Below are 23,952 nucleotides of genomic sequence, written 5' to 3' on the forward strand. Positions count from 1 at the left end.
AAAATAACAACCTCTCTTGTAGGTTGTTATTTTTTTACAAAGTATGCTTTTTTGTTAAGGGGGATTCAAATGCTCAATAAAAATATACTGCTCTGTGTCAGTGGTGGGATTGCTGTATATAAAGCTGCAGCATTAACAAGCAAGCTAACTCAGGCTGGGGCTAATGTAAAAGTAATTATGAGTGATTCTGCAATGAAATTTGTCAATCCGCTCACATTCCAAGCACTATCAAGAAGTAATGTGTACTTTGATACCTTCGATGAAAAAAATCCTGCAGTTATTGCTCATATTGACCTTGCTGATTGGGCTGATCTTGTCGTTGTTGCACCTGCAACAGCCAATTCAATCGGTAAGCTTGCAAATGGAATCGCAGATAATATGATTACGACCACATTGCTTGCAACCACAGCACCTGTCTGGATTGCTCCAGCGATGAATGTCCATATGTATGACCACCCTGCAGTAAAACGTAATATCGATATTTTAGCTAAGGATGGATATCAATTTATTGAACCGTCTGAAGGTTATTTAGCCTGTGGATATGTTGGAAAAGGTCGACTTGAAGAGCCAGAAAAAATAGTCGAACTCATAACTGCTCATTTTTCGGAGCCACCGTTACTAAAAGGAAAAAAGATCTTAATTACGGCAGGACCGACTCGGGAAAGGCTAGACCCTGTTCGTTTCTTTACAAATCGTTCAACTGGAAAAATGGGTTATGCCATAGCTGAAGCGGCAAATAAAATGGGTGCAGAAGTAACCTTAATTTCTGGTCCGACTACTCTTCAGACTCCTCCTAATGTCAAGGTCATTCGCGTTGAATCTGCAGAAGAGATGTTTACACAAGTCATGGCCTTTTATAAACAAAGTGATATTGTCATTAAATCAGCAGCTGTTGCAGATTATCGTCCAAAGCAAGTCTATGATGGGAAAATGAAAAAGAAATCTGGGGATCTCGTCTTAGAGCTTGAAAGAACAACTGATATATTAAAAACATTAGGTGAACAAAAGGAACACCAATTTTTAGTTGGTTTTGCAGCGGAGACGGACAATATTGGTGAATATGCAAAACGGAAACTTTTATCGAAAAATCTTGATATGATTGTTGCAAACAATGTAACTACACAGGGAGCGGGATTTGGTACGGATACAAATCTTGTAACCATCTACAAAAAGGATGGAACCTTCAAAGAACTTCCGATGATGACAAAGCTTGATGTTTCTAAAGCATTACTTCGTGAAGTGAAGCTGATGATGGATGGCGAAATAGAATGAAAATTGCTAGCATTATTGTCGATGTTCCTGCCATGCAAACAGATAAGCCATATGATTACCTCGTTCCTGACAAATGGAGTGACATGATTGTACCCGGAATGAGGGTCGTCGTGCCATTTGGTCCTCGTAAAGTACAGGGGTTTGTTATGAGTCTATCAAACGAGGCCGAAGTTAATAAGCTGAAGGAAATTCACTCTGTGCTTGACCTCACACCTGCTTTGAATGAAGAACTTCTTCATATTGGCAAATGGTTAACGGAAAAAACACTATGCTTTACGATATCTGCTCTACAAGCAATGCTTCCGTCCGCGATGCGGGCGAAATATGAAAAGGAAATTAGACTGCTTGACTCATCGAAAAGACATGATTTGAATCCGGCAATTCAGGCTTCTTTTGAAAAGCATGATGAGGTTCATTGGGAAGATGCTGAAAAAAGTGATTTATTGCATATTTACCAAAAGGATATTAAAAAAGGACTTCTCGAAGTTGTCTACAAGGTGAAAAATCGCAGCAACAAGAAAACGATGAAACAGGTGCAGCTATCACTCTCGAGAGAAGAAACTGAAAATGTGGTCCAGGAGCTACCGGCGACAGCAAAAAAACAAAAACAAGTACTTGAATTTTTTCTGACAAATAATCAGCCAATCTTTTTAAAGGAACTTTTGCAAGAGGTTGGTGTAACGGACAGTACAATTCGAACAATGGTGAAGAAAGGGTATATTTCCGAACAAAATGTTGAAGTTTACCGAGATCCTTACGCGGACAAGCATTTTGAGCAAACGACACCAATGCCATTGACAAGTGAACAGCAAAAGGCGATCTCTCCGGTTTTAGCTTCAATTGAAGATGTCTTGCATAAGGTATTTTTAATGTATGGCGTTACCGGAAGTGGAAAGACCGAGGTTTATATGCAGGCGATTGACGCTGTCCTAAATAAGGGAAAAGAAGCGATTGTCCTTGTTCCTGAAATCTCCCTGACACCACAGATGGTAAATCGATTCAAGGGGCGCTTTGGTTCCCAAGTGGCTGTGATGCATAGTGGACTTGGGATTGGCGAGAAATATGATGAATGGCGAAAAATTTATCGTAAGGAAGTAAGTGTTGTAGTTGGAGCAAGATCTGCGATATTTGCTCCGTTTGAAAATATTGGGATAATTATCATTGATGAAGAACATGAGTCTAGCTATAAGCAGGAAGATAATCCAAGATACCATGCCAGAGACGTCGCGATTTTTCGTGGACAGCTGCATAATGCGCCTGTCATTTTAGGAAGCGCAACACCAACTCTTGAATCCTTTGCACGTGCTTCAAAAAATGTCTATGAACTTCTTACATTAAAGGAGCGAGTCAATCATAGACCGTTACCGACTGTTGATATTGTTGATATGCGCGAGGAGTTACGTAATGGAAATCGTTCGATGTTCTCAGGTGCCCTTTTTGATAAATTAACTGCACGACTTGAACGAAACGAACAGTCGGTTTTATTTTTAAATAAACGCGGACACTCTTCTTTTGTTATGTGTAGAGATTGTGGCTATGTTGCAAATTGTCCGCATTGTGATATTTCATTAACCTATCATCGACCACATCACCGCTTGAAATGTCATTATTGTGGCTATGAAACATTCATGCCTACTGCATGTAATGAGTGCGGCAGTGAACATATCCGATTTTTTGGAACGGGTACGCAGAAGGTCGAAGAAGAACTTGCAAAAGTGTTACCTGAAGCAAGGGTAATCCGAATGGACGTCGATACAACGAGTCGAAAAGGGTCCCATGAGAAATTATTGAAGGAATTCGGAGAAGGAAGAGCCGATATCTTATTAGGAACACAAATGATTGCAAAGGGATTAGATTTTCCGAATGTCACATTAGTCGGCGTTCTCACTGCAGATACGATGCTCAATCTACCGGATTTTCGTTCGTCAGAAAAGACATTCCAGCTTCTCACACAGGTTAGTGGAAGGGCCGGACGTCATGAGTTATCTGGTGAGGTTGTGATTCAAAGCTACACACCGGAGCATTATAGCATTGAGTTTGCAAGTCATCATAATTATGATGGATTCTATCAAAATGAAATGCGAATAAGGAAGGCTCATTCCTATCCGCCTTTTTACTATTTGGCATTAGTCACAATAACTCATCCCGAGCTTACAAAAACGGTAGATGTGGCTGAGAAAATTGCAATCTATTTACGTAAGTCATTATCCAATCAATCCATCATCTTAGGTCCGGTGACCTCACCGATTGCCCGAATTAATAATAGATATCGATATCAATGCATGATAAAATACAAAAATGAGCCAAATCTGAATAAGCTTTTAAAAGGGATTTTGGATCGTTACCAAAGAGAAATTGCACAAAACTCACTTACATTGTCAATTGACTTAAACCCATATATTATGATGTAGTTTAAAGTTGAGAAAAAAGAGAGAGACTAATAGAAAAGTGCAAGGCGCCTTGGTAGCGGAACATCGACTAACTACCGCCACGTCCTGTGGCGAACGTCGATGTCAGCACTTCCTCGAAAATGCCATGCATTTCCTTCGTGCGATGATAATGCTGCCGACGCCTTCCTTGTCCTGTGCAAGTCTAAGCATAAGACGAGCGCTGACAGAAGGTGCATTTTACCTTCCGAAGCAATTGGCTTATGACCAGAGAGCCGATGGCTTCTTGAGCTAGACATATAAAAAAGTAGAATGTTGGAGGAACTCGCTTGTCTTTATTACCAATTGTTAAATATCCAAATGAAATACTCGAAGTAGAATGTGAAAAGGTGACAACCTTTGATCGGAAATTATCGAAATTAATTAAAGATATGTATGATACAATGCTTGAGGCGGACGGTGTTGGCTTAGCAGCTCCTCAAGTTGGAATTGCAAAACAAATCGCGATCGTTGATATAGGAGACGAGAGTGGACTCATTGAATTGATAAATCCCGTGATCCTTGAGCAAAAAGGGGAACAGGTAGGTCCAGAAGGCTGTCTAAGTTTTCCGGACCTTTTTGGTGAAGTAACCCGTTATGATTACATTAAGGTGAGAGCGCAAAACCGAAGAGGAAAAATATACGTATTTGAGGCAAGAGATTTCTTGGCTAGAGCCATTCAGCATGAAATCGATCACCTTCATGGTATTTTATTTACCTCAAAGGTGAACCGTTTTTATGAAGAAGGAGAAATTGAAGGGTAGGTAATAATATGGAACGCATTGTATTTATGGGTACCCCTGATTTTTCGGTACCTGTTTTACGTCAAATAATAGAGGATGGCTACGAGGTTGTAGCTGTTGTGACACAACCGGATAGACCAGTAGGAAGAAAAAGAGTGTTAACACCACCACCTGTTAAAGTTGAGGCGTTAGCACATAATATCCCAGTCTTACAACCAAATAAAATAAGAGAACAACAAGAAATCGAACAAGTGTTAAGCTATAAGCCTGATTTAATCATAACTGCGGCATTTGGGCAAATCCTTCCAAAAGAACTGCTGGAAGCTCCTCAGTATGGATGTATAAATGTACATGCATCTTTACTACCTGAGCTAAGAGGGGGAGCGCCGATTCATTATTCACTCCTTCAAGGCAAGAAAAAAACAGGTGTTACCATTATGTATATGGTTGAAAAGCTTGATGCAGGGGATATTTTAACACAAGTAGAAATCCCGATTTTAGAAACAGACCATGTTGGTTCATTACATGACAAATTAAGTGTGGCTGGTTCCAAGCTTTTATCGGAAACCCTGCCTTTACTTTTAGCTAATAAAATAACACCGATAAAGCAGGATGATTCCAGGGCAACCTTTGCATCAAACATTAAACGCGAACAGGAAAAGATAGATTGGACAAAAGATGGAGAGGATATTTATAACCATATCCGTGGGCTCCACCCTTGGCCTGTTGCATATACCACATTAAATGGAGAGGTTATGAAAATCTGGTGGGGTGAAAAGATACCTTCCTCTACATCAAAACCCTGCGGTACTGTTGTTTCAATTGAAAAAGATGGCTTTATTGTTTCGACTGGGAATACTACTTTTATAAAAATCACTCAACTCCAGCCTGCCGGAAAGAAAAAGATGACTGCAGCGCAATTCTTAATGGGGGCAGATTTACAGGTAGGGACTCGGTTAGGAGACAACGATGACGAAGACTAATGTTCGAAATGTAGCACTTGAAATATTATTACAAATTGAAAAAAATCAAGCATATAGCAATATACTGTTGAACCAAATGATTAAAAAACATGAGGTTAAAGGGAAAGATGTAGGACTTCTCACCGAGATTGTCTATGGTACGATCCAACGTCGCGATACACTCGATTTTTATTTAGCTCCATTTTTAAAAAAGAGTAAAAAGCTTGATCAATGGGTAAGAATTCTATTAAGGCTTTCCCTCTACCAAATGGTTTTTTTAGACAGAGTACCAGAACGGGCAATCTTTTTTGAAGCGGTCGAAATTGCCAAAAAAAGAGGACATAAAGGAACGGCTTCGCTTGTAAATGGAGTGTTACGTTCCATCCAACGCGAGGGTTTGCCGTCACTTGATCAACTTAAAGATGAAGTGGAACGACTTGCAATTGAAACGAGTCACCCACTATGGCTTGTTAAGCGATGGATCCGGCAAATTGGAATGGAAGAAACTCGCAAAATGTGTGAGGTCAATTGTACGCCTCCAGAACAAACTGCACGTGTCAATCGTGTATTGACAACGCGAGACGAGCTTATTCAAATGCTAAAAGAGGATGGAATCGAAGCGGAAGCAGGGTCCGTTTCTGTTGATGCTATTAAAGCTACTCGTGGCAATCTAGTCCATGCAAATGCCTTTAAGGAAGGCTATATCACCATTCAGGATGAAAGTTCCATGCTTGTGGCCCGTGCGCTCGGTGTTAAGAAAAACGATCAAATTCTTGATAGCTGCGCTGCACCTGGTGGTAAAACAACACATATTGCTGAATTACTGGACAATACAGGTAAGGTTTTTTCGATAGATCTCCATAAGCATAAAGTTAAATTAATAAATGAAGCCGTAAACCGATTGGGGCTTGAAAATGTGGAGACAAAAGCCCTTGATAGTAGAAAAGCAAGCGAAATTTTCAAAGCACAAAGCTTTGATAAGATTCTCGTTGATGCCCCTTGTTCAGGTTTTGGGGTTATTAGAAGAAAGCCAGACATAAAATATGCAAAATCAGAATTAGACAATGGAAACCTTGCAAAAATACAATTAGCCATTTTAAATGAGGTTTCAACTTTATTAAAAAAAGATGGTATACTCGTGTATAGCACATGTACAATAGAGTACGAAGAAAATGAAGGTGTCATTAAAGCCTTCCTTGAACAAAATGAAGATTTTGAGTTAGACGATACAATAGAAAATTACCTGCCTGAAATAGTGAAGCCATATCTTAAAAATGGACAACTTCAGCTTTATCCACATTATTTTGGAACGGATGGATTTTATATTGCAAGATTAAGAAAGCGGGTGTAAAGTATTGGAAGAAGTACAAACAACTAGAAGAAAAAAACAAAACTTACCAAATTCAAAACCATCCATTTATTCTCTTCAATTAGAAGAAATCGAAAACTGGCTCATTGAAAACGGTGAGAAGAAATTTCGAGGAAATCAGATTTTTGAGTGGCTCTACACGAAGCGGGTAACATCATTTGATGAAATGACCAACTTATCAAATGCACTACGACAAAAGCTTGCTGAACAATTTACAATAACAACACTTAAAACAATCATCCAGCAAACATCAGCTGATGGAACGATGAAGTTTTTATTTGAACTACATGATGGGTATTCAATTGAAACAGTTCTTATGAGACATAGCTATGGGAACTCCATTTGTGTGACAACACAGGTTGGCTGCCGGATCGGTTGTACCTTCTGTGCGTCAACATTAGGTGGCCTAAAGCGAAATCTTGAGGCTGGCGAAATTGTTGCCCAAGTGGTAAAGGTTCAAAAAGCATTGGATGAACTTGGTGAACGAGTCAGTCATTTAGTCATTATGGGAATTGGTGAACCATTTGATAATTACGACCAAATGCTTTCATTCCTAAAAATTATTAATCATGATAAAGGACTAAATATTGGGGCACGTCATATTACCGTTTCAACAAGTGGAATCATTCCAAAAATCTATAAGTTTGCAGATGAAAAATTACAAATAAATTTTGCAATCTCTTTACATGCACCTAATACAGAAATTAGAAGCAGATTGATGCCCATTAATCGTGCATATAAACTGCCAGATCTAATGGAAGCAGTACGCTATTATATTGAAAAAACAGGGAGAAGAATTAGCTTTGAATACGGGTTGTTTGGTGGTGTCAACGATCAAGTTGAACATGCTGAAGAACTTGCTGAGCTATTAAAGGGAATTAAGTGCCATGTTAATTTAATTCCAGTCAATTATGTTCCTGAACGCGATTATGTGAGAACACCAAGAGAACAGATCTTTGAATTTGAAAAGACGTTAAAGAAACATGGTGTGAATGTAACAATTCGACGCGAACAAGGTCATGATATCGATGCTGCCTGTGGTCAATTACGAGCAAAGGAGCGTAAAGAGGAGACGAGGTGAAACTTATGAAGTCGTTCTTTTTGACAAACCGGGGAAAAGTAAGGCAAATCAATGAAGATAGCTGTGGTGTTTATCATAATAAGGATGGACAAATATTAGCGGTCGTCGCAGATGGAATGGGCGGGCATTTAGCTGGTGATGTTGCAAGTCATATGACAACATCACAGCTCAAGTCCTACTGGGAGGCAAGTGAAAAGCTCTCTACATCTGATTCAGCTGAAAGCTGGCTAGAAGAGCATATCTTTAAAATCAACTCAAATCTATTCAAACATTCTCAAGAAAATAAGGAATGTAAAGGTATGGGAACGACTGTTGTTGCTGCAATATGTACGGACCTATTTACCACTGTAGCTCATATTGGTGATAGTCGTTGCTATTGTCTGAATAGTCATGGGTTCCAACAAATTACAGAAGATCATTCACTTGTGAATGAACTTGTTCGTTCAGGTCATATTTCTAAAGAAGATGCAGAGCATCATCCACGGAAAAATGTTGTTTTACGTGCATTAGGTACGGAAGCAAATGTCCAAATGGATTTAAAAACATTAATATTAGAAGAAGGCGATATGCTTTTAATCTGCTCAGACGGTTTGTCTAATAAAGTCTCGGAAGTGGAATTAAAAGGTATTCTCGAAAGTGACGATTCAATCGAAAAAAAGTGCGAAAAACTTGTTCAATTGGCCAATGACAATGGCGGAGAAGATAATATAACACTCGTAATCGTCGATTACACGTCTGAAAGTGAGGGAGAATAATCCTATGCTTATTGGTAGACGATTAAGTGGTCGTTATAAAATTCTTGAAGTCATTGGTGGGGGCGGAATGGCGAATGTGTATCTTGCACGTGACGTAATTCTCGAACGAGATGTCGCCATTAAAGTTCTACGGTTAGATTTTTCAAATGATGAAGAATTTATCAAGCGCTTTAGACGAGAAGCCCATGCGGCTACAAGTTTGGCTCACCCAAATATTGTGAGTATTTACGATGTGGGTGAAGAAGAGGATATTTATTATATCGTAATGGAATATGTTCCTGGCCAAACCTTAAAACAATACATACAACGAAATGCACCGCTTCATCCAAAAGAAGCAATTAACATCATGTTGCAGCTTACATCTGCAATCACACATGCACATCAAAATCAGATTGTTCACCGTGATATTAAACCTCAAAATATCCTAATTGATCACGACGGAACAGTAAAGGTAACTGATTTTGGGATTGCAGTTGCACTTAGCTCAACAACGATAACGCAAACAAACTCTGTGCTAGGTTCAGTTCATTATTTATCACCCGAACAAGCAAGAGGCGGCATGTCAACACGAAAGTCTGACATCTATTCTCTAGGTATTGTGATGTTTGAACTATTAACAGGTCGTGTTCCTTTTGAAGGTGAATCTGCAGTATCAATTGCACTCAAGCATTTGCAAACAGATACTCCTTCACCAAAAAGATGGAATGCTACAATCCCGCAGAGTGTTGAAAATATTATTTTAAAAGCGACTGCAAAAGACCCATTTCATCGCTACGATACAGCTGAAGAAATGGAAGAGGATTTGCAGACAGCACTTTTCCCTAATCGTTTAAATGAAGAAAAATTTGTCATACCCGATATGGATGATGAAGTGACAAAAGCGATTCCAATTATTAAGGAAAATGCCCCATTATCACCTGAAACACTGGTCAGAGACTCTCAGAAGAACAGTAATCAGACTGAGAAGGACGATCCAAAACCAAAGAAAAAGAAGAAAAATAGGCTTTTAGTAACACTTGCCATCATCTTTTTCTTTATCATTGGCGCTGGTGTAGCAGCAGTTACGGTTTTTCCAGCTTTATTTTTGCCGAAGGATGTTGAAGTACCTAACGTTTCAAATATGGATTATGATCGAGCAGTGACCAAATTGAAGGAAGCTGGATTTACGATTGGTGACACTATTGAAATCAGTGACCAAGAAATCCAAGAAGGATATATCGTTCGGACAGACCCTGAAGCAGGAGATTCGGTAAAGGAAGGCGCCACGATTGATTTATATGAAAGTACCGGCAAAAAGAAAGTGGCATTTAAGGATTATATAGGTAAAGATTTCGAGGAAGTTAAGGCCAAACTAGATAAAGAAAATTACTTTTATGTGAAAAAGGAAGAAGAATTTAATGATAGTGCTCCTGGAACCATCCTTAAGCAATCCATTGAAGCAGGAGAAGAGGTTGTTCCAGAAGAAACGGAGGTTACCTTTACGGTAAGTAAAGGACTCGAAACTATTAAACTTGCTGATTTAACATATTATCCAACAAATGCACTTGATGAATATGCAAGAACAACGGGGCTCTCGATCGACTATACAGAAGAACAATTTTCAAATGATATTCCAGCAGGCCAAGCGATTTCTCAATCACCAGAACAAGGGAAAGAGTTAACGAAGGGTGCTCAGGTCAAAGTAATTATGTCAAAAGGGCCTGAACCTAAAAAGCCGGTAACGGTTAAACGTACATTAACACTTGAATATACACCTGATGAAGAAGGAAATCCACAATTAGTGAAAATCTTTATTGAGGATGCAGAACATAAGATCACGGACGTATATAAACAGATTGAACTCAAGGAAACACAAAAAATTGATATTGATTTTGTAATTAATCCTGGCGAAACGGCCGAATATCTGGTCTATATTGACAATGAACCTTCTATGAAAGAGGAAATTCAGTATCCAGAAGAATAGGTTGAAAAGGGGTAGCTTACATGTAGCTACCCGATATGTCGAGACGAATGAAATGAAAACAAGGAGTGAAACTATGCCAGAAGGCAAAATTATTAAAGCATTAAGCGGTTTTTATTATGTTCAAGACGAAAATGGAGAACTGATTCAATGTCGTGGTAGAGGGGTCTTTCGAAAAAATAAAGTCACCCCATTGGTAGGTGACAATGTTCTATTTCAGGCAGAAAATAATACAGATGGCTATATTTTAGAAGTAATGGAACGTAAAAATGAACTGGTTCGTCCACCAATTGCAAATGTTGATCAAGCTATTTTAGTTTTTTCAGCGATTAAACCCGATTTCAGTCCATTGTTGTTAGATCGCTTTCTGGTTTTAGTTGAATCCAACGATATAGAGCCTATTATTTGTATAAGTAAAACGGATTTAATTTCGGAAGATGGGGTTCAAGAAATAGAGGAATATGCAAGAAACTATCGAAAAATTGGCTATCACGTCCTATTAACGTCGACGAAGGAAAAAGATGGGATAGACCAGCTGCTACCTTTATTAGAAAAGCGAATTTCAGTATTTGCTGGTCAATCCGGTGTAGGGAAATCATCCCTGTTAAATTCGCTTCGACCAGATTTAGAACTAGAAACAAATGAAATTTCAATGTCACTAGGCAGAGGAAAGCATACGACTAGACATGTGGAATTAATTGAAATCGGCAATGGGCTTGTTGCAGATACGCCAGGATTTAGTTCGTTGGAATTTCTTACAATCGAAGCAGAAGAACTAGCATATTGCTTTCCGGAAATATATGAAGCGGGTGCAAATTGTAAATTTCGTGGTTGCACCCATATTTCTGAGCCGAAGTGTGCTGTCAGACAAAGCATAGAGGATGGAAGTATTGAACAATTTCGGTATAACCACTATGTAAGTTTTTATGAAGAAATAAAGGAAAGAAAGCCGAGGTATTAATCATGATTAAAATTGCACCATCCATTCTTTCAGCAGATTTTGCAAAACTTGGAGAAGAGATCAAGGATGTTGAAAATGGGGGAGCAGACTATATCCATGTAGATGTCATGGATGGTCACTTTGTTCCAAATATTACAATCGGTCCACTCATCGTAGAAGCGATTAGACCTATTACTAAATTACCATTAGATGTTCATTTGATGATTGAAAATCCTGACCAATATATTCCTGCTTTTGCAAAAGCAGGGGCGGACTTTTTAACAGTTCATGTAGAGGCATGTCCACATCTTCATCGTACCATTCAGTTAATTAAATCTCATGGCGTAAAGGCTGGTGTTGTTTTAAACCCAGCTACACCGGTTGATTCGATAAAGCATGTGATTGAGGATATTGATTTAGTGTTATTAATGACAGTAAACCCTGGATTTGGTGGGCAAAAATTCATCCATTCTGTCCTTCCTAAAATTGAGGAAGTTGCACAGATGGTCAAAGAAAAGAATTTGAATGTAGAGATCGAAGTTGACGGAGGAGTCAATCAAGAAACAGCAAAACTTTGTGTCCAGGCAGGTGCAAATGTTCTTGTTGCTGGATCAGCGATTTATGGTCAAGAGGATCGGAAGGCGGCAATGGAGAAAATACGTAGTTTGTAGAAAGAGCAGATCTTCCTGCTCTTTTTTTTCTTGTAAGATAAGAAAGTATAAAATTTTTACGTAGTTTTCGATGTCTAGCTCCAGGCGCCATCGGCTCGAGGTCATAAGCCAATCGCTTCGGAAGGCAAGAAGCGCCTTCTGTCAGCGCTCGTCTTATGCTTGTCGCCGATAGGCGGGCGCCTTGCACTTTTCTTAACTTGTATATTGATTCTAAGTGAGAACGATGTTTTAGGAATAATCTTCAATTGAATTGTACTTTTTTTCATCGATAAGGCATAAGAATGTTTTAAGAGGTTTCCATGAAATTGCTTTTATTTATATGTACTATGGTACTATTTTTTTTCATTTGAATATTAATAATAAGGTAGACCGTGTGAATTCAAAGAAAGTACGTGGATATTGCATTGAGGAGGGAAAGTATGAAATTTTATACAATTAAGTTACCAAAGTTCTTAGGCGGTATCGTCCGTGCGATGTTAGGATCATTTAAAAAAGGATAAAAAAAGCACCGTCCATAGGTGCTTTTTTTGTGCAAATTTTTAGCTCTTACAATTTGTAAGAGCTAATGCGCTTCTTTATTACACGCGTTCTACTTTACCAGATTTTAATGCTCTTGCAGAAACGTATACGCGTTTTGGTTTACCATCAACTAAAATACGAACTTTTTGTAGGTTAGCTCCCCATTTACGTTTTGATGCGTTCATTGCATGGGAACGAGCGTTACCAGTAGTAGTTTTTCTACCTGTGATTACACATTTACGTGCCATTCTATTTCCCTCCTAACTTACATAGCAACAATCAAACATATCGCTTTCTTCATAGAAATACTTATATAATTTATCATAACTGATGGGATATTGCAATACTTCAAAACCTGCGTTTAAAGGAAAAATACTTGTCATGACATAGAAATTTTTAAAAGTTATATACTAAATCATAATGAATCCATAATAGAAGCTGACGAATTACTTTTAAAAAATGCGATATTATAGTAAAATGACTGTAGCCAAGGTGAACAATTATAAAGGGGGAGTCTCTCATGTCCATCGAATTAAAAACAAAGTACGGACAAATTGATATATCAAACGATGTAATTGCAACAGTTGCTGGTGGAGCTGCTATCGATTGTTACGGGATCGTCGGAATGGCGTCACGAAAGCAAATAAAAGATGGTATTTCTGAGCTTTTACGAAAAGAAAATTTTGCCCGTGGTATTGTTGTTCGTCAAGAAAATGATGAAGTGCATATCGACATGTACATAATTGTAAGTTATGGCACGAAAATTTCTGAGGTTGCCCACAATGTTCAATCTAAGGTGAAATATACATTAGACCAAACAGTAGGACTTGCTGTAAGCTCGGTTAATATTTACGTGCAAGGAGTTCGTGTAACGAACCCATAAAGAGGAGGAAAATTGCGTGTCAATTACTACATTAGATGGAAAACGTTTTGCAAAAATGGTGTTATTAGGAGCTACTCATTTATCTAATAACGCAAAAATGGTAGATGCCCTTAACGTTTTCCCTGTTCCAGATGGTGATACCGGAACGAATATGAATCTTTCCATGACATCTGGTGCAAAGGAAGTAAAAAATAATGTTACCCCACATATTGGTAAAGTCGGAGCATCATTAGCACGAGGATTATTAATGGGTGCCCGTGGTAACTCTGGGGTTATTCTATCTCAGCTTTTTAGAGGCTTTTCCAAGGCTATTGAACAAAAGGAAACGTTGAATGCTGCTGAATTTGCCCATGCTTTTGAAATGGGTGTGGAAACAGCATATAAGGCTGTTATGAAACCTGTTGAAGGAACGATACTAACAGTTGCAAAAGATGCTGCTAAACGTGCGGTTGCTGTTGCAAGTAACGAGTCTGATATCATTGTTGTGATGGACGAACTTTTAAAAGAAGCGAAGGCGTCATTAAATCGTACTCCTGATCTATTACCTGTATTGAAGGAAGTTGGGGTTGTTGATAGTGGCGGACAAGGATTAGTACTTGTTTACGAAGGATTCCTTTCAGAATTAAAGGGTGAAACAATTGAGAACATGTCAATTGCAGCACCATCAATGAATGAACTTGTTAATGCAGAACATCATAAAAGTGTTCAAAGTCATATGAATACTGAGGATATCGTATTTGGTTACTGTACAGAATTTATGGTGAAGTTTGAACCGGAAAAAACGAGCAAACATCCATTTTCTGAAGAACAGTTCCGAAATGATTTAAGTCGTTTTGGTGATTCTTTATTAGTGATCTCTGACGATGATATTGCAAAAGTACATATCCATTCGGAGCAGCCTGGTGAGGTTTTATCCTATGGCCAACGTTATGGAAGCTTAATCAAAATGAAGATAGAAAATATGCGTGAGCAGCATACGGCTATTCTAAATGAAGATGAAGCACATGCTCCAGTACAGGAGAAACGTCACAAAGAAAAAGAGAAATTTGCGATCATCACTGTTGCTATGGGTGCGGGAATTACTGAGTTATTTAAGAGTATCGGTGCACATGTTGTGATTGAGGGTGGCCAAACGATGAATCCAAGTACTGAGGATTTTGTAAAAGCAATTGAATCAGTACATGCGGAAAACTTTATTCTTTTGCCTAATAACAAAAATATCATAATGGCAGCTGAGCAGGCAGCTTCTGTCGTTGATGGAAATGTGATCGTTGTTCCTTCACGCACCGTGCCTCAAGGGATGTCTGCATTACTTGCATTTAACCCATCCGGTGAATTAGATGCAAATAAAGCAACGATGACAGGTGCATTAAGCAACGTAAAGACTGGTCAAATCACATATGCAGTACGTGATACGAATATAGATGGAATCGACATTGCCAAAGATGATTTCATGGGAATAGCAGATGGAAAAATTGTCGTTACCGATAAGGATAAGTTAAAAGCGGCAAAAGATCTTTTAGCAAAAATTATTTCGGCTGATGACGATGAAATTATAACGATTATTTATGGTCAGGACGCTTCAGAGGACGAGGTAAATGCAATTGTCCAATATCTTGAAGAAGAGTATGAGGACATAGAGGTTGAAACACATAATGGTGAGCAACCCCTTTACGCATTTATTTTCTCAGTTGAATAAAGGTACAAAATAGTAGAAGGGATTTATCCCTTCTATTTCAATGTCTGGGGACAATTTCCTGTAGATAAAATAGTTAGAGACAAATAGAGTAATATGTAGGAACATCGTTTGACCTTACTCCATATAACAATATACAGTCAGATAAAAATCTGACTGTATATTGTTAAACCTCCGGCGGATGCCACAGATTTTTTAAAGGAAGTTTTTCGAGCAGTAAGTTCAAAGACTAAGTGCGCCACTTCCTGTGGCAACGTCTTTATGACCCACTTCCTGTGGGTCTAAAAATCTGGGCGCAAATACGCCGAGGTGTATTTGATTAAGTATGTAAGGGGGAGAGTAGATGAAGTTTAGAAGTGTTTTTGATATTATTGGTCCGGTTATGATTGGTCCTTCAAGCTCGCATACAGCAGGTGCCGCTCGTATCGGAAGGGTGGCTAGAAGTTTGTTTGGGCGTGAACCTAAATGGGCAAACATCTCATTTTATGGATCTTTTGCTGAGACGTATAGAGGTCACGGTACAGATGTTGCGATCATTGGTGGTTTGCTTGATTTTGACACATTTGATGAAAGAATAAAAACTTCATTAGAAATTGCTAATGATGCAGGTATTAAGATAAAGTTTGTTGAAGAGGAAGCTATACCAGAACATCCTAATACTGCACGAGTTTCAATCGGTGATGATGAAGGGGAATTGGAGCTTGTTGGTATTTCTATAGGTGGCGGAAAAATTGAAATTACTGAATTGAATGGGTTTCAGCTTCGTTTATCTGGAAATCATCCGGCCATACTTGTCGTTCACAATGACCGCTATGGTGCGATTGCTGGTGTTGCGAATGTGCTTGCGAAATATGCCATCAATATTGGACATATGGAAGTGGCGCGGAAGGAAAAAGGAATGCAGGCTCTTATGACAATTGAAGTGGATCAAAACATCGACGAGCATGTTTTAGAAGAACTTGCTACCTTACCCAATATCTTAAAGGTAACTAAAATTGTCGAATAGGCATCATTTATAAACCGTTTACACGTTATCAATGTCTAGCTCCAGGCGCCATCGGCTCACGGGTCTAAGCCAATCGCTTCGGAAGGTAAAATGCACCTTCTGTCAGCGCTCGTCTTATGCTTGTCGCCGATAATCGGGCACCTTGCACTTTTCTGACAGGAGGTTTTTATATGTTTCGTAATGTTGCTGAGTTAGTAGAACTTGCTACAACAAAAAATATGAAAATAGCAGATGTGATGATTGAACAAGAGGTTGAAGTAACAGGAAAAACCCGTGAAGAAATCATTGCTCAAATGGAACGTAATTTAGAAGTAATGGAAAAAGCTGTTGAAAGAGGGTTAGCCGGTGTTTCATCTCACTCTGGTTTAACAGGTGGAGATGCGGTTCTCTTACAAGATTATATAAAAAAAGGAAACTTCTTAACTGGTAAAACCGTTTTAGATGCTGTTAGTAAGGCTGTTGCGACAAACGAAGTAAATGCTGCAATGGGAACGATTTGTGCAACACCTACTGCTGGTTCTGCTGGTGTTGTGCCAGGGACTTTATTTGCGGTTAAGGAGAAATTAAATCCGTCAACAGAGCAAATGGTTCAGTTTTTATTTACTGCAGGTGCTTTTGGATTTGTTGTTGCAAACAATGCCTCGATTTCGGGTGCTGCAGGTGGCTGCCAAGCGGAAGTTGGTTCTGCTGCTGGAATGGCTGCAGCGGCAATTGTTGAAATGGCAGGAGGATCTCCACAGCAATCGGCTGAAGCCATGGCGATCACATTAAAAAACATGCTTGGACTCGTTTGTGATCCAGTTGCTGGGCTTGTTGAGGTACCGTGTGTAAAGCGTAATGCTATGGGAGCGGCAAATGCGATGGTGGCTGCAGACATGGCATTAGCAGGTGTCACCAGTCGAATCCCGTGTGATGAAGTAATCGATGCAATGTATAGAATAGGTCAAACGATGCCGACGGCGTTAAAAGAAACAGCGCAGGGAGGGCTAGCGGCAACTCCAACAGGTCGTGCTCTTGAGGCAAAGATCTTTGGGATTAGCGCTAAACAAGGTGAATAGTCATTTACAGCAGCCTGTCACTGAAATTAAAGGAATCGGTGAAGAGACAGGTCTACAGCTTAACGAGATGCACATTTTCACTATTTCTGACCTACTTTTATACTTTCCATATCGATTTGAAGATTATAGTTTGCGAGACCTTGCGGAGGTCAAGCATGAGGAGAAAATTACGATTGAAGGCAAGGTTCATAGTGAACCACTGTTAACCTATTATAATCGGAAACGATCTCGCTTAACCTTCAGGGTCTTAGTAGGTCGCTATTTAATAACAGCGACCTGTTTCAATCGCCCGTATTATAAAAATAAAATCACGTTAAACGATACTGTAACAATTACAGGAAAATGGGATCAGCATCGGCAAACGATAACTGTTAGTGAGATTGTTTTTGGACCGATGATCAAAGACAACCGAATCGAACCAGTCTATTCAATTAAAGGAAAAATCACGATAAAGGGAATGAAGCGTTTTATTGCGCTTGCCCTTGAACAATTTGGCGACCAGATTGAGGACAACCTTCCTGAACAATTATTAGCGACATATCGACTTTTACCTAAGCAGGATGCAATTAAAATTATGCATCATCCAACTAATCATCAGGATTTAAAACAAGCGAGACGGCGTTTTGTGTACGAAGAGTTTCTGCTTTTTCAATTAAAAATGCAAGCATTAAGAAAGTTTGAGCGAGAACAATCTGCTGGTGCAGCGATGGAGTTTCAGATGGATAAATTAGAAGAATTTATGAATAGACTGCCATTTCCGTTGACAAATGCCCAAAATCGAGTTGTTACTGAGATTATGAATGACATACGTTCTCCGTATCGAATGAATCGATTACTTCAAGGTGATGTTGGGTCAGGGAAAACTGTTGTAGCAGCTATTTCTTTGTATGCTGCCATTCTTTCGGGTTATCAGGGAGCATTAATGGTGCCTACAGAAATTTTAGCTGAACAGCATGCTCAGTCACTTGTTGAGCTTTTCTCGGATTATGGGTTAAATATTCAATTGTTAACAAGTTCGGTAAAGGGTAAACGAAGAAGAGAAATACTTGAACAGCTTGAAGCAGGGGATATTCATATATTAGTAGGTACACATGCGCTTATCCAGGATGAAGTCAATTTCCATAAGCTTGGGCTCGTCATAACGGATGAGCAGCACCGCTTTGGTGTTGAACAGCGGAGGATTTTACGAGAAAAAGGTGAAAGCCCTGATGTTCTTTTTATGACCGCAACCCCAATCCCAAGAACACTTGCCATTACGGTTTTTGGTGAGATGGATGTTTCGGTAATCGACGAAATGCCAGCAGGACGTAAGAAAATTGAAACGTATTGGGTAAAGCATGAGATGCTTGAGCGGATTTTGGCATTTATTGAAAAAGAACTTGCTAAAGGGAGACAAGCCTATGTCATTTGCCCTTTGATTGAGGAATCCGATAAGTTGGATGTTCAAAATGCAATTGATGTTCATACCATGCTCTCTTTTCATTTTCAAAACAAAGCGAAAGTTGGCTTAATGCATGGTCGTTTATCAGCAGATGAAAAAGAAGATGTAATGAGACAATTTAGTGAAAATGAAGTTCAAATTCTTGTATCTACAACGGTTGTTGAAGTAGGTGTGAACGTTCCAAATGCGACTATGATGGTGATTTATGATGCAGAACGTTTTGGTCTTTCGCAGCTACATCAATTACGAGGACGTGTCGGAAGAGGTAGTGAACAGTCCTATTGTATTCTTCTTGCTGATCCAAAGTCTGAGGTGGGGAAAGAAAGAATGCTGATCATGACAGAGACAAATGATGGCTTTGTTCTTTCGGAAAAAGATTTGGAGCTTCGTGGACCTGGGGACTTCTTTGGTCGTAAACAAAGTGGTGTTCCCGAATTTAAGGTAGCAGATATGGTTCATGATTATCGTACCTTAGAGGTAGCACGAAATGATGCTGCGAAATTAATTAATTCAAAGGCGTTTTGGGAGGATTCCTCCTACAAACACCTACGGGACGATTTGTTACAATCCGGTATTTTAGATGGAGAAAAATTGGATTAAACCATTTGTATGTAGAGGTGGATTGTAAGGATATTTTTTCTTGCAATCTGCTTTTTTTAATTATATACTTACTATTAGTACCTAGTCATAAGAGTGCGGACGGTGTATTTTTAATGAGAAGAAATAAAAAAGAACGGCAACGATTGCTTCAGGAAACAATCGAAATGAATCCATTTATTACAGATGAAGAGTTAGCTGAAAAATTTAAGGTCAGTGTTCAAACGATTCGTTTGGACCGACTGGAGTTATCGATTCCTGAACTTCGTGAACGAATCAAAAATGTAGCTGAGAAAAAACTAGATGATGAAGTAAAAGCTTTGCCAATAGAAGAAGTCATTGGTGAGATTATAGATATTGAACTAGATCAAAGTGCTATTTCAATCTTTGATGTAACAAATGAGCATGTATTTAAACGAAACCAAATTGCTCGTGGGCACCATCTTTTTGCTCAAGCAAACTCACTAGCGGTTGCTGTGATTAATGATGAACTTGCGCTTACTGCTAAAGCTAATATTCGATTTACGAGACAGGTAAAAGTAGGGGAACGGGTTGTCGCAAAAGCAAAAGTGAAGGGATCCCAGGAAAAAGATAGAACAATCGTAGATGTAAATAGCTATGTTGGTAACGAACTCGTATTTTCTGGTGAATTTACAATGTATCGTTCTAATAAACAAGTAAAAACTGATTGATAATAGAACAATACGTGTAGATAACTACCTAATAGCAAACAAAGGAATGATACAAAATGAAACTTGCAATAGATGCAATGGGTGGGGATCACGCCCCAGAGGAAATTGTGAAAGGTGCAGTGACTGCTTTAAAACATTATAAAGACCTTGAAGTAACTCTTATTGGTGATGAAGCAAAAATTCGTCAATACATAACGGAAGAAGATAGAATTACGATTATACATACAACCGAAGTAATTGAAGGAACAGATGAACCTGTTCGGGCTGTTAGACGAAAAAAAAATGCATCCATGGTCTTGATGGCGAAAGAAGTTAGTGAAGGGCGGGCAGATGCATGTATTTCAGCTGGAAATACGGGAGCTCTCATGACGGCAGGGCTTTTTATCGTTGGTAGAATTGAAGGAATTGACCGGCCAGCATTAGCACCTACTCTCCCTACTTTAGATAAAAAGGGTTTTCTTATGTTAGATGTAGGCGCAAATGTCGATGCGAAGCCTGAGCATTTGCTTCAATATGCCATCATGGGTTCAATATACTCAGAAAAGGTTCGAGGAGTGGTAAATCCTAGAGTCGGTTTATTAAATGTCGGTACAGAAGATAAAAAAGGAAATGATCTTACTAAGCATGCTTTTGAATTAATCAAAGCTACAAATCTCAATTTTGTTGGGAATGTAGAGGCAAGAGATTTACTAGACGGAGTGGCAGATGTTGTTGTTACAGATGGATTTACAGGAAATGTAGCCTTAAAAACAATCGAGGGTACGGCTCTTTCGATGTTTAAAATGCTTAAAACAGCCTTTACAAGCAATCTAAAAAGTAAAATAGCGGCAGGTCTTTTAATGCCAGAATTAAAGGTCTTAAAAAAGACGCTGGATTACTCAGAATATGGTGGCGCCGGATTATTTGGCTTAAACGCACCTGTTATTAAAGCACATGGTTCTTCAGATGCCAATGGAATATTTAGTGCAGTAAGACAAACCTATGAGATGGTTGAGAAAGATGTTTCAGGAACAATACGTAAAACACTAGAGGATATCAATCCAAAAGTTGATGAATAGGGGGAATGTAGAATGAGTAAGATTGCATTCGTTTTTCCAGGACAAGGATCTCAAGTTGTAGGAATGGGAAAGGAATTAGCGGATTCTTCAGAGGTAGTTCATGAGATTTTTACAAGAGCTGACAAAGCATTAGAAGAGGAGCTTTCCTCTTTGATTTTTAACGGACCACAGGACACGCTTACATTAACGGTGAACGCACAACCGTCTCTTTTAACAACAAGTATTGCGATTCTAGAAAAATTTAAAGAAGCTGGTATAACACCTCAATATGTTGCTGGTCATAGTCTTGGTGAGTACACGGCATTAGTCGCTGCTGGTGCACTTAGCTTTGAAGATGCTGTACGTACGGTACGTAAACGCGGTGAGTTTATGGAGGAAGCCGTTCCTGCTGGCCAAGGAACAATGGCAGCAATCCTTGGAATGGGTAGCGATGATTTACAAGCAGTAACAAATGAAATTTCTGCAGCAGGACATCCTGTTCAGCTTGCGAATATCAATTGTCCAGGTCAAATTGTAATTTCAGGTGCTGCCGAAGGTGTTAAGCATGCTTGTGAGTTGGCTAAGGAAAAGGGTGCGAAACGTGCGATTCCACTCGAGGTTAGCGGACCATTCCATTCATCATTAATGGAACCTGCAGCTGAAAAGTTACGTTCGGAACTTGATCAAATTGAAATCAGTGATGCATCTATTCCTGTTGTAGCAAATGTGAATGCTACGGAAATGACATATGCTGACCAAATTAAAGAAAATCTAGTAAAGCAATTATACTCTCCTGTACTATGGGAAAATTCAGTTCAATACATGCTTGACCAAGGAGTAGACACGTTTATCGAAATTGGACCTGGTAAGGTACTCTCTGGATTAATAAAGAAAGTAAATCGTAGAGTTGCTACATATGCAATCAGCGATTTAGGAACACTTGAAGCAACCATTCAAGCGTTAAAGGAGGGACAATAGAATGTTAAATGGAAAGGTAGCATTGGTGACCGGCGCTTCACGTGGCATCGGACGTACGATTGCAATTGAACTTGCAAAAGCAGGTGCGAAGGTTGCCGTAAACTATTCCGGAAGTGAGCAAAAAGCAAATGAAGTAGTCGATGAAATCAAAGCCTTAGGACAAGAAGCGTTCGCGATTCAAGCAAATGTATCAGATGCAGATTCAGTTGTTTCTATGGTGAAAGAGGTTATCTCTAACTTTGGTAGTCTTGATATCCTAGTTAATAATGCAGGAATTACACGAGACAATTTATTGATGAGAATGAAAGAAGAAGAATGGGATGATGTTATTAATATCAACCTAAAAGGGGTATTTCTCTGTACAAAAGCTGTTACAAGACAAATGATGAAGCAGCGTTCTGGTAAAATTATCAATATCGCCTCTATCGTAGGAGTTAGTGGTAATCCTGGACAAGCTAACTATGTTGCAGCAAAAGCAGGTGTGATCGGCTTCACCAAGACTGCTGCTAAAGAATTAGCGAGTCGCAATATTAACGTTAACGCTGTTGCACCAGGGTTTATTACGACAGATATGACGGATAAACTTCCTGAAGATGTAAAAAATGAAATGCTAAAATTAATTCCTCTTGCAAGATTCGGTGAAACAACTGATATTTCTGGTGTTGTTTTATTTCTAGCATCAGACCAAAGCGATTATATGACAGGTCAAACCCTTCATATTGACGGCGGAATGGTTATGTAAAAAAAAGAAAAAAGCGCAAAATTGATATCCTTTTGGCTAAACGTGCTTGCGCTTTTCTAGTAAAACCAAATATAATACCTTGAGGGGAGGTGAATGGAAATGGCAGATGTTTTTGAGAGAATTACAAAAATCGTGGTTGACCGCTTAGGTGTTGAAGAATCAGCAGTTAAATTAGAGGCTTCTTTTAAAGATGATCTTGGAGCGGATTCACTAGACGTTGTTGAACTAGTTATGGAACTTGAAGACGAGTTTGACATGGAAATTTCAGACGATGAGGCTGAAAAAATTTCTACAGTTGGTGACGCTGTTAATTACATAAAAAGCCAGCTATAATTCTTAAAATGCAAAAGTCCCGTTATATAAACGGGGCTTTCTCCTTGGGAGGTTACGTAAGGTGAAGCGGATAAATAAAGATAGAGGCAATAAGTTTACTCCGAAATTTAAAGCTTTTCAGGAGCGACTAGGGGTTCATTTTCATAATGAAAGTCTACTTATTCAAGCATTTACACATTCATCTTATGTGAATGAGCATCGAAAAAAGCCGCATGAAGATAATGAACGGCTTGAATTTTTAGGAGATGCTGTTTTAGAGCTAACCATATCCCAGTTTTTATTTAAAAAGTTTCCAATTATGAGCGAAGGCGAATTAACAAAGATGCGGGCCGCTATTGTATGTGAACCGTCTCTAGTTACATTTGCAAATGAGCTAAATTTTGGAGAACTTGTCTTACTCGGAAAAGGTGAGGAAATGACTGGTGGAAGAGAACGACCAGCCCTGCTTGCAGATGTGTTTGAAGCATTTATCGGGGCGTTATACCTTGATAAAGGCTTAGAGGTAGTTAACCAGTTTTTAGATGAAACAGTAATTCCTAAAATTAATGCGGGTGCTTTTTCTCATGTGATGGATTATAAGAGTCAGTTACAAGAGCTCGTGCAACGAGATGGGACTGGAATTATCGAATATAAGGTGCTTCAAGAAAAAGGACCTGCCCATAGTCGTGAATTCATTTCGAGGGTATCCCTAAATGGTGAGGAACTAGGGACAGGTACAGGTAGATCAAAAAAAGAAGCTGAACAGCATGCAGCTGAAATTGCTTTGAAAAAGTTAAAAAGCAAACAATAAT

At 39.0% G+C, this 23,952-nt stretch carries 23 protein-coding genes; 22 read left to right on the forward strand and 1 reads right to left on the reverse strand.

What is annotated here, in order from left to right; translation table 11 throughout:
- The first annotated feature begins 69 nt into the window (after positions 1 to 69).
- The 11 genes from coaBC (at position 70) to spoVM (ending at position 12,679) form a co-directional block, all read left to right on the forward strand.
- Positions 70 to 1,272 (forward strand): bifunctional phosphopantothenoylcysteine decarboxylase/phosphopantothenate--cysteine ligase CoaBC, encoded by a 1,203-nt coding sequence (coaBC, locus tag E1I69_RS03880; RefSeq protein WP_136378296.1) that lies wholly within the window; start codon positions 70 to 72, stop codon positions 1,270 to 1,272.
- Positions 1,269 to 3,683, forward strand: a complete 2,415-nt coding sequence (gene priA, locus E1I69_RS03885) for a primosomal protein N' (protein WP_136378297.1) — start codon at positions 1,269 to 1,271, stop codon at positions 3,681 to 3,683. The genes coaBC and priA overlap by 4 nt, the downstream gene beginning before the upstream one ends.
- 305 nt (positions 3,684 to 3,988) lie before the next feature.
- A complete protein-coding gene (gene def / locus E1I69_RS03890; RefSeq protein WP_136378298.1) occupies positions 3,989 to 4,462 on the forward strand; it encodes a peptide deformylase in 474 nt (157 codons plus the stop codon).
- Positions 4,463 to 4,470: 8 nt separating this feature from the next.
- Entirely contained in the window at positions 4,471 to 5,424 is a 954-nt protein-coding gene (gene fmt, locus E1I69_RS03895) for a methionyl-tRNA formyltransferase (protein ID WP_136378299.1), read from the forward strand.
- Positions 5,411 to 6,754: a 16S rRNA (cytosine(967)-C(5))-methyltransferase RsmB gene (rsmB, locus tag E1I69_RS03900; protein ID WP_136378300.1), complete on the forward strand. Its 1,344-nt coding sequence runs from the start codon at positions 5,411 to 5,413 to the stop codon at positions 6,752 to 6,754. The genes fmt and rsmB overlap by 14 nt, the downstream gene beginning before the upstream one ends.
- A 4-nt stretch (positions 6,755 to 6,758) precedes the next feature.
- Positions 6,759 to 7,853, forward strand: a complete 1,095-nt coding sequence (rlmN, locus tag E1I69_RS03905) for a 23S rRNA (adenine(2503)-C(2))-methyltransferase RlmN (RefSeq protein WP_136378301.1) — start codon at positions 6,759 to 6,761, stop codon at positions 7,851 to 7,853.
- Between the two features lie 5 nt (positions 7,854 to 7,858).
- Entirely contained in the window at positions 7,859 to 8,608 is a 750-nt protein-coding gene (locus E1I69_RS03910) for a Stp1/IreP family PP2C-type Ser/Thr phosphatase (RefSeq protein ID WP_136378410.1), read from the forward strand.
- A gap of 4 nt (positions 8,609 to 8,612) precedes the next feature.
- Positions 8,613 to 10,571 (forward strand): Stk1 family PASTA domain-containing Ser/Thr kinase, encoded by a 1,959-nt coding sequence (pknB, locus tag E1I69_RS03915; RefSeq protein ID WP_136378302.1) that lies wholly within the window; start codon positions 8,613 to 8,615, stop codon positions 10,569 to 10,571.
- Between the two features lie 73 nt (positions 10,572 to 10,644).
- Positions 10,645 to 11,529, forward strand: coding sequence for a ribosome small subunit-dependent GTPase A (gene rsgA / locus E1I69_RS03920; RefSeq protein WP_136378303.1), 885 nt, complete (start codon positions 10,645 to 10,647; stop codon positions 11,527 to 11,529).
- A gap of 2 nt (positions 11,530 to 11,531) precedes the next feature.
- A complete protein-coding gene (gene rpe, locus E1I69_RS03925) occupies positions 11,532 to 12,179 on the forward strand; it encodes a ribulose-phosphate 3-epimerase (protein ID WP_136378304.1) in 648 nt (215 codons plus the stop codon).
- A gap of 419 nt (positions 12,180 to 12,598) precedes the next feature.
- Positions 12,599 to 12,679, forward strand: a complete 81-nt coding sequence (gene spoVM, locus E1I69_RS03930; protein ID WP_010282530.1) for a stage V sporulation protein SpoVM — start codon at positions 12,599 to 12,601, stop codon at positions 12,677 to 12,679.
- Between the two features lie 78 nt (positions 12,680 to 12,757).
- On the opposite strand, the gene rpmB is transcribed toward spoVM, so the two are convergent.
- The gene (gene rpmB / locus E1I69_RS03935; RefSeq protein ID WP_010282529.1) at positions 12,758 to 12,946 is read right to left on the reverse strand and encodes a 50S ribosomal protein L28; all 189 of its coding nucleotides are present in this window, start codon (positions 12,944 to 12,946) and stop codon (positions 12,758 to 12,760) included.
- Between the two features lie 272 nt (positions 12,947 to 13,218).
- On the opposite strand from rpmB, the gene E1I69_RS03940 reads away from it, so the two are divergent.
- The 11 genes from E1I69_RS03940 to rnc all read left to right on the forward strand — a co-directional run bounded on the left by E1I69_RS03940 (position 13,219) and on the right by rnc (position 23,951).
- Entirely contained in the window at positions 13,219 to 13,581 is a 363-nt protein-coding gene (locus tag E1I69_RS03940; RefSeq protein WP_116350621.1) for an Asp23/Gls24 family envelope stress response protein, read from the forward strand.
- Between the two features lie 16 nt (positions 13,582 to 13,597).
- Positions 13,598 to 15,280 (forward strand): DAK2 domain-containing protein, encoded by a 1,683-nt coding sequence (locus E1I69_RS03945; protein ID WP_136378305.1) that lies wholly within the window; start codon positions 13,598 to 13,600, stop codon positions 15,278 to 15,280.
- Positions 15,281 to 15,620: 340 nt separating this feature from the next.
- Positions 15,621 to 16,283 (forward strand): L-serine ammonia-lyase, iron-sulfur-dependent subunit beta, encoded by a 663-nt coding sequence (gene sdaAB, locus E1I69_RS03950; RefSeq protein WP_136378306.1) that lies wholly within the window; start codon positions 15,621 to 15,623, stop codon positions 16,281 to 16,283.
- Positions 16,284 to 16,453: 170 nt separating this feature from the next.
- On the forward strand, positions 16,454 to 17,341 hold the full coding sequence (gene sdaAA, locus E1I69_RS03955) for an L-serine ammonia-lyase, iron-sulfur-dependent, subunit alpha (RefSeq protein ID WP_136378307.1): 888 nt from the start codon (positions 16,454 to 16,456) through the stop codon (positions 17,339 to 17,341).
- Positions 17,334 to 19,382 (forward strand): ATP-dependent DNA helicase RecG, encoded by a 2,049-nt coding sequence (recG, locus tag E1I69_RS03960; protein ID WP_136378411.1) that lies wholly within the window; start codon positions 17,334 to 17,336, stop codon positions 19,380 to 19,382. Before sdaAA ends, recG begins: the two co-directional genes overlap by 8 nt.
- Positions 19,383 to 19,495: 113 nt before the next feature.
- On the forward strand, positions 19,496 to 20,071 hold the full coding sequence (gene fapR, locus E1I69_RS03965; protein ID WP_136378308.1) for a transcription factor FapR: 576 nt from the start codon (positions 19,496 to 19,498) through the stop codon (positions 20,069 to 20,071).
- Positions 20,072 to 20,127: 56 nt separating this feature from the next.
- Positions 20,128 to 21,129 carry a phosphate acyltransferase PlsX gene (gene plsX, locus E1I69_RS03970; protein WP_136378309.1) on the forward strand — a complete coding sequence of 334 codons (1,002 nt, stop codon included), beginning with the start codon at positions 20,128 to 20,130 and terminating at the stop codon, positions 21,127 to 21,129.
- 12 nt (positions 21,130 to 21,141) lie between these two features.
- Positions 21,142 to 22,086 (forward strand): ACP S-malonyltransferase, encoded by a 945-nt coding sequence (gene fabD / locus E1I69_RS03975; protein ID WP_136378310.1) that lies wholly within the window; start codon positions 21,142 to 21,144, stop codon positions 22,084 to 22,086.
- Position 22,087: 1 nt separating this feature from the next.
- Positions 22,088 to 22,828, forward strand: coding sequence for a 3-oxoacyl-[acyl-carrier-protein] reductase (fabG, locus tag E1I69_RS03980; RefSeq protein ID WP_136378311.1), 741 nt, complete (start codon positions 22,088 to 22,090; stop codon positions 22,826 to 22,828).
- Positions 22,829 to 22,927: 99 nt separating this feature from the next.
- Positions 22,928 to 23,161 carry an acyl carrier protein gene (locus E1I69_RS03985; RefSeq protein WP_136378312.1) on the forward strand — a complete coding sequence of 78 codons (234 nt, stop codon included), beginning with the start codon at positions 22,928 to 22,930 and terminating at the stop codon, positions 23,159 to 23,161.
- Positions 23,162 to 23,222: 61 nt separating this feature from the next.
- Positions 23,223 to 23,951, forward strand: a complete 729-nt coding sequence (gene rnc, locus E1I69_RS03990) for a ribonuclease III (RefSeq protein WP_136378313.1) — start codon at positions 23,223 to 23,225, stop codon at positions 23,949 to 23,951.
- Position 23,952 lies beyond the last annotated feature (1 nt).

Source organism: Bacillus timonensis, from assembly GCF_004799755.1.
Classification (GTDB): Bacteria; Bacillota; Bacilli; order Bacillales; family Bacillaceae_L; genus Ferdinandcohnia; species Ferdinandcohnia timonensis_A.